Source organism: Leekyejoonella antrihumi (assembly GCF_007845645.1).
Classification (GTDB): domain Bacteria; phylum Actinomycetota; class Actinomycetes; order Actinomycetales; family Dermatophilaceae; genus Leekyejoonella; species Leekyejoonella antrihumi.
In genome coordinates, this window is the sequence record NZ_VCQV01000017.1 from 96,265 (window position 1) to 102,733 (window position 6,469).

At 67.6% G+C, this 6,469-nt stretch carries 5 protein-coding genes; 2 read left to right on the forward strand and 3 right to left on the reverse strand.

What is annotated here, in order from left to right; all coding sequences use genetic code 11:
* Positions 1 to 53: 53 nt before the first annotated feature.
* Positions 54 to 1,814 carry a molybdopterin-dependent oxidoreductase gene (locus FGL98_RS13135; protein WP_222432163.1) on the reverse strand — a complete coding sequence of 587 codons (1,761 nt, stop codon included), beginning with the start codon at positions 1,812 to 1,814 and terminating at the stop codon, positions 54 to 56.
* Between the two features lie 168 nt (positions 1,815 to 1,982).
* On the opposite strand from FGL98_RS13135, the gene FGL98_RS13140 reads away from it, so the two are divergent.
* Positions 1,983 to 2,342 carry a BlaI/MecI/CopY family transcriptional regulator gene (locus FGL98_RS13140; RefSeq protein WP_146317220.1) on the forward strand — a complete coding sequence of 120 codons (360 nt, stop codon included), beginning with the start codon at positions 1,983 to 1,985 and terminating at the stop codon, positions 2,340 to 2,342.
* A 1-nt stretch (position 2,343) separates the two neighbouring features.
* Positions 2,344 to 3,270, forward strand: a complete 927-nt coding sequence (locus tag FGL98_RS13145; RefSeq protein WP_146317221.1) for a M56 family metallopeptidase — start codon at positions 2,344 to 2,346, stop codon at positions 3,268 to 3,270.
* Positions 3,271 to 3,528: 258 nt separating this feature from the next.
* Here the strand turns inward: FGL98_RS13145 and FGL98_RS13150 are convergent, their stop codons facing one another.
* Together FGL98_RS13150 and FGL98_RS13155 are read right to left on the reverse strand one after the other, a co-directional pair.
* Entirely contained in the window at positions 3,529 to 5,358 is a 1,830-nt protein-coding gene (locus FGL98_RS13150; RefSeq protein ID WP_186526159.1) for an HNH endonuclease signature motif containing protein, read from the reverse strand.
* A 217-nt stretch (positions 5,359 to 5,575) separates the two neighbouring features.
* A complete protein-coding gene (locus FGL98_RS13155) occupies positions 5,576 to 5,917 on the reverse strand; it encodes an MmcQ/YjbR family DNA-binding protein (protein WP_146317223.1) in 342 nt (113 codons plus the stop codon).
* Positions 5,918 to 6,469 lie beyond the last annotated feature (552 nt).

Genomic DNA, 6,469 nt, shown 5'->3' on the forward strand with positions numbered 1-6,469 from the left:
GCGCACTCGCGCACCAGCCGGGCCATCCATCTTCCGACGCCCGCGGACAGCGGTCAGATGGACTGGCTGTATCCGTAGTACTCGTGGTCTTCGTTGTAGCCGCCGTACCCGCCGCCGATCTCGTCGAAGTGCGCGACGAATTCGACGCCCTTGATCCACTTGACCTGTTTGAAGCCAAGCTGGACCTCGTTGCGCAGGCGCAACGGGGCGCCATGCCCGTAGGTGAGGGGTTCGCCGTTGAACTCGTAGGCAAGCATGGCCAGCTCGCCTCGCATCTGGGCGATGGGGTGGGCGTCGTAGTAGATGCCGCCGTCGGAGCCTTCGGCAATGGAGTAGAACACGACCCATTTCGCGTCGGCGTGTGGCTGCGCCATCGCGAGGATGGTGCTCATCGACACCCCGCCCCACTTGGCGACACCCGACCAACCTTGGATGCAGTAGTGCTGAGTGATCTGCTCGTGGTGGGGCAGCGCGTGCAGGTCGGCCAGGCTCAGCTCCATTGGGTTGTCGACCAGCCCGTCGATCCGCAGCCGATAGTCCTCGAAACCATTGGCCATCAGGCGTGCGTACTCCGGTGACTCGGGCCAGGTGCCGTTGTGCCAGAAGTAGTCGGAGATGTCGGCCTCGGTGTACTGGTTCGGGCTCAGGTTCACCTTCTCGAACCAGCGTTGGAACGGGCCGGCGACGGCGTTGCCGACGTTCTGCACGACCCTCGGGTGGCGCAGTGTGAACGGGCTGGCCGTGAACCAGGCGGCCAGGATGATGACGGCGCCGATCCCGAAGATCCCGACGCCGAGCCAGCCGTTCGAGTCGCGGGCGGCAAACATGGCGTTCAGGTTCTCCCGGGCACCGGTGACGAAGACCATCGTCACGTGCACGACGATGAAGAAGACGAACCACATCATGACCAGCGAGTGGATCGAGCGGGCCAGCTGGATGTGGAAGACCCTGCTGAACCGGTGGAACCGGGTCGACAGTGCCGGCGACATGCCCAGGCCGGTGATCAGGGCCAGCGGGGCGGCAATGAATACGGTGATGAAGTAGGCCAGAAGCTGCAGTCCGTTGTAGGCCACCCAGCCGTGGTTGGCGGGGAAGTTCAACGACAGGTACTGGATCATCACCGACAGCGCATCGGGAAAGACGCGCCAGCTCGTCGGCACCAGGCGCTGCCACTGCCCGGTGGCAAAGATCAGGATGAAGAAGACGACGCCGTTGACCAGCCAACCGATGTCGACGGTGAAGTGCCACCACCGGGCCAGTCCGATGGTGTGCCGAAGCCCGGGCAGACCGACGTGCTTGGGCAGATCGACCGAGTCCTGCTTGGCGGTCCACAGCGGGTCGTCAGGGGACTTGGGGCGCACCCGCATCCACTCGTTGCCCGGGCGCGAGTGCCGGGTCCAGTAGAGGCGCGGGTGATCGACGAGGATCTGCCACCCGGACCGAATGATGAAGAACATGAACAGGATGTTCACGAAGTGCTGCAGATTCACCCACCACGGCATGCCCGGCTGCTCATCGGCCTGGGTCGGGGACGGGACGCCCGGGAAGTCGGCGATGAAGTGCTGGATCGACGGCATGGTGCGCAGCCCCTGCGCGACCGCCACCGCGATGAGCGCGACCGCGAACCCGATCGGGATCAGCCACAAGATGTTGAACCATCGGTCGCGCCCGACGCGGATCCGAGGCGCTATCGCGTGCTCGGAACCGATCGAGCCCGCCCAGGTGACCTTGTTGATGTGGTCCTCGCCGTGGGACAACTCGCCGCGAAACTCCGACGGTTGCGGGGCGGGCGGCTTCTTGGACACCTGGGTCACGGTTGACTCCCTTGGAGTGGGCCTTACGGCCTGCCTGTTCTTCTACACGACGTAGACGATTCTACGCTGCGTAGAAGACCCCCGGGAGGGTCCGCAACGTGATCTTCTACACACTGTAGACTCGCGTTAGGCGATCGGATCGATGCTGTTCGCGGACGGAGGTGTGGCATGGCGGGCCAAGGCAAGCTCGAACGGGCGATCCTGCGGGCGCTGTGGGAGCACCCGGACGGGATGACTGCCCGACAGGTGGCCGATGTGCTGCCCGGCCGAGACCGTGCGACCACCACGGTGCTGACCGTGCTGGACCGGTTGCGCCAGAAGGACCTTGCCACCCGAGACGAGTTGACCAGGCCGCACATATACCGCGCGGCCATCAGCCGGGAGGACTACATCGCCGCGATGATGCTCGACGCGCTGGGCCAGACCGCGGACCGCGACGCAGCCTTGACCCGGTTCCTCGGCGGAGTCACGGACACCGACACCGCACACCTGCGCCGAGCGCTGCGGCGCGCTCGGCCGCCTCAGTGACGTGCTGCTCCAGGTCGAGGCGGCCGGGCTGACCGGGATGACGATCGCCCTGGCCGGGCCGGTCTCTGCGGCGTTGGCCCGCGCCGACTGGCCGGCTCGGGCGCCGCGAGCGGCCCTCTTGCTGTGGCAGGCCGTCGGGCTCGGCGGCGGGCTGGGCGTGCTGACCGCCGGGATGACCCTGGCTGCCGGCAGCCTCGACCGGCGCTGGCTGCCCGGCGTCCTGGCCGTCCCGTCGCACTGGTCCCGGCTCGGCCCGGCCGGATGGCTGGGTGTGGCCGTGACCGGCGGCGTCGGGGCATGGCTGGCCGCCGCCACCGGGACGTCCGCCGTGCGGGTGGCGACCACTCGCCGGGCCCATCGCCGGTTTCTGGACGCGATCGCCGACGCCCGGCGGGTGCACGCCGCCGACGACCACACCGACCTGAAGGTTCGCCTGGTCGATCACCCCACGGCGATGGCCTACTGCCTCCCCGGGATCCGGCCCCAGATCGTCCTGAGTCGTGGAGCGCTGGACACGCTCAGCCCCGGCGAGCTGACTGCGGTCCTTGCCCACGAGCAGGCCCACGCGCGCGGCCGCCACGATCTGGTCATCCAGCCGTTCATCGCCTGGTCCAAGACCTTTCCGTTCTTGCCGACTGCGGCCCGATCCGTCACCGCGGTCCGGCTTCTCGTCGAGATGCTCGCCGACGACGCAGCGCTGCACCACTGCCCACCCTCGGACCTGCAGCAGGCGCTGCGCCAGGTCGCTCTCGCCCAGGCCGCAGGCATCGAACCCGACCCGGCCGACCCTCCGTCCGATCAGCTGGGCGCCCGCATCGACCGCATGTCCGCCACCGGGCGCGCCCTGCCACCGGCAACCCGTGCACTGATCTATGCGGCAGCCATCGCACTCGTGCTCACCCCGCCGGTCGTCCTGCTGCTCAGCTGAAAGGTGGGAGGCATTCAGGCCCGCCCACCGAAGAGCGGAACGTCGGCCGATAGTGACTCGGCGCACCGTCGGGCCGGGGACTAGATCGTGTTACGAAAGTCGTTTGAGCCGGTGGTCGACGATCGTGGTCGTGTGGTCATCTGGGCGCCTGCAGTGGCGTTTTTGTGTTGGTACCCAAACGAGTTACGCGGGAGGCCTCGCCTCACGGCACGAGACACGCCGGCACGAGACACGCCGGCACCACGTGCGGAACAGGCTCTAGTCGGTTGGTGCCGGGTGCTGTCCCGCGCCGTCGGCGTCGTGGCTGTCCGACTCGACGGGCGCCCCAGCGGTGACGTGCAGGTCGGCGGTGACGTCGAGGGTGCCGGGGTAGGTGGTGTATTCGCGGCCGGATGGGCTGGTCCAGGTGCTGGTGCCGTCGGGGGTCATGGTGACCTGCCAGCGGGTTTCGTGCTTGGCGCGGTGGTGGTGCCGGCACAGGCATTGCAGATTCGACACTTTCGTGGGTCCTTGTGGCCAGGGGGTGACGTGGTCGACGTCGCAGAACTTTGCGGGTCTCTCACAGCCCGGGAATCTGCAGTGCTGGTCTCGCAGCATCACGTGTCGGCGGATCGCTGCGGTCGGCCGGTAGGTGGTCGCCCCGGTTTCCAGGATGGTGCCGGTGTGCCAGTCGACCAGGGCCCGGGTCACGGTGGTGCCCAGGGTGCAGATCATCTCTTGCACGGCCTCGGCGGGAATCACCCCGATGCCGGGGATCTCCACATCCGGTAGGCACAGCGGTCGGTGCACGCCAGGTGGCGGCGGTGGTTGGTCGGGCGGGCCTTCCTTGGGTGGATCTGGTTCGGCTGGATCTGGTTCGGGTGGATCTGGTTCGGGTGGATCTGGTTCGGGTGGATCTGGTTCGGGTGGGTGATGCTCATCGGCGGGTGGTGATGCGCCCGATGAGCATGCACCGCCGCTGCTGCTGGTGCCTGCGACGTCGCTGCTGCCATCACCATCGTCGTCGGGGTGGTGGTCGAGGTCGATGATCAGGTCTCGCAGGGCGGCGTCCCAGTTGTAGTCGGCCAGCACGTCGGAGAGCACCTGCTCGACCGGGCTGGTTGGCTCATCCCCGCTGGGCGCGCCGGTGGACGTGTTGGCGCCGGCCTTGATGGGGACCAGGACGTTGACGATGGTCTGCACATCGGCGTGGCCCAGGATCAGGTCACACAGGGCGTCCGCCCGGCACTCACCCAGCGTCTTACCGGCCATGGAGTCTTGGTGTAGCTGCCGGGCCAGCTCGTCCACGGCCTGAAACGCCGGGAGCGCGTCCTTGGTGGGCAAGATCGCGGTCCACTCGGTCAACCCGTTCTCCGGACCGGGCCGGGTAAACACCCCGATCTCCTCCTTGGTGCGCTTCGCCCGGGCAGTCTTCGCCGCGGGCGGGTCACACCGCCGGACCAGGGTCCGGGCCCGGTTACGGGCCTGCCGCGAGGTCCACGAGCACAGCCCGCGGCCCAGCAGCAGGTCCTCCACCTGCGCGCACGTGACGTCGCCGGCTTCAGCCAGTTCCCAGGTCACCTGCGCGACCCGGGTCGCGTCGAGGCGCCCGGCGCCCATCTCATCGAGCAACCGGGGGGTTTTGGTGACGGCGTCGACGGCCTCCTCGATGCGGCGGGTGGCCTGCATCGGTCCCCAGCACATCACCGGTGCCAGGTCCACATCGGCGAACTCGCCCACCTGCCCCAGCTCGTGCGCGCACTCCCGCGGCCCTCCAGCGTCCTCACCCGGGTCAGTGCCAAGGTGCAGGTCGAGAGTCTCGGTGGTCGCCACGTACTGCGCCACCCGGACGTGCTGGATCGCGCTGGCCGTGTTGATCAGCGCCTGCGCCGCCTGGATCTGGTCGAGCAGCCCGGCCCTGTCATGGTGGGACCGGTCGGTCTTCGCATGCGAGAACGCCGCCTGCCCCAACCAGCTCATGACCTCGAGGAGCCGGTCGGTATCCACCAGCCCCGTGCCCGGATCTCGGTCCAGCAGCGCGGTCGCCGCCGCCAACCACTCCGGAGCCGTATCGCTCTCGGTGACCGGGTCGCCCGCTGCTTCCTTCATACCTTTATCGTACTGATGTCCACTGACAACCACCCAACCACGACAGCGGCCGTGCCGGCCGGATCTCCTGACGATGCGGCGCTGACGTTGAGAGCGTGCGATGCGTGGTGCGCGCGGATCGGATTTCTGATCAGGAGACAAGCTCGCCGTCCGATACACCGCCACCGTCCGCGGGAGCATCATCGATCACTGGCTCAAACGACTTTCGTAACAGGCTCTAGATGGGGCGGTGCTTGCGCGGCAATTTCGCGACCACCGCGTCATAGGACGCGTCGATTGCCTCGCGCAGTTCGTCGTCTGAGATCGAGCCGCCGATACGCAGCGTGTTCCACCCGGACCGTCCGATATACGCCATGACACTCGCATCCTGCGGGTACTGAGCCAGCCACTCGTCGGCCTCCTCGCGCGTCGCGCCGGCCTTCACACCCACCGCCTCCCCGCCGCCGAGAAACGCGAAGATCTTGTCGTGCACCTTGGCCACCAGATCACCTTCCCAGGGCTCGTCCGGCCGGGCACCCGGCTTTGCCAGGCAGTACTCGCGCAGTTCCTCCGGTGTCATCGCTCGAATCTCCCACATGGCGTGCGCCCATCGACCTTTGCCTACACGTTGGCCACGTTGGGAACCGGTCGCGCGTAGATCTCAACCGTGCTTGGGTAGGGGATCGGCACGCGGGGCAGGCCACCTGGGATCCACCTGCGGGGTGCGGAACTGCCCGATGAAGCCCGTTGTGCACGTATCTCCAGCGAGGACACCCCGGCTGCTCCGCAATCGGGGCGATCATCGGCGGCGGATCGGAGCTCGGCGCTCAGATCTCCGGACCGTCTCACACTGCGTCCTATCCGGGACGGTCACCGCAGTGACCGTCCCGGATGCCGATGTCTTGCGGGGCGCAGCCTTTACTGGTGCGTGTATGTGTGCTGCACGTGTCCATCCTTCAGGTGGGAATGGCGCGAAGCCCCGTCGGCCGGTTGGGAGGTCGGCGGCCTTAGAGATTCCGCGGATAGGCGCGGTCATTGCGGCGTGTCACGCAGCGAAGCAGGCACAGGCCCCGGTAAAAGACGGGTTGTCGAGACTCGCCAACATCACCGGGAGGGCCTGTGCCTGCCGTGC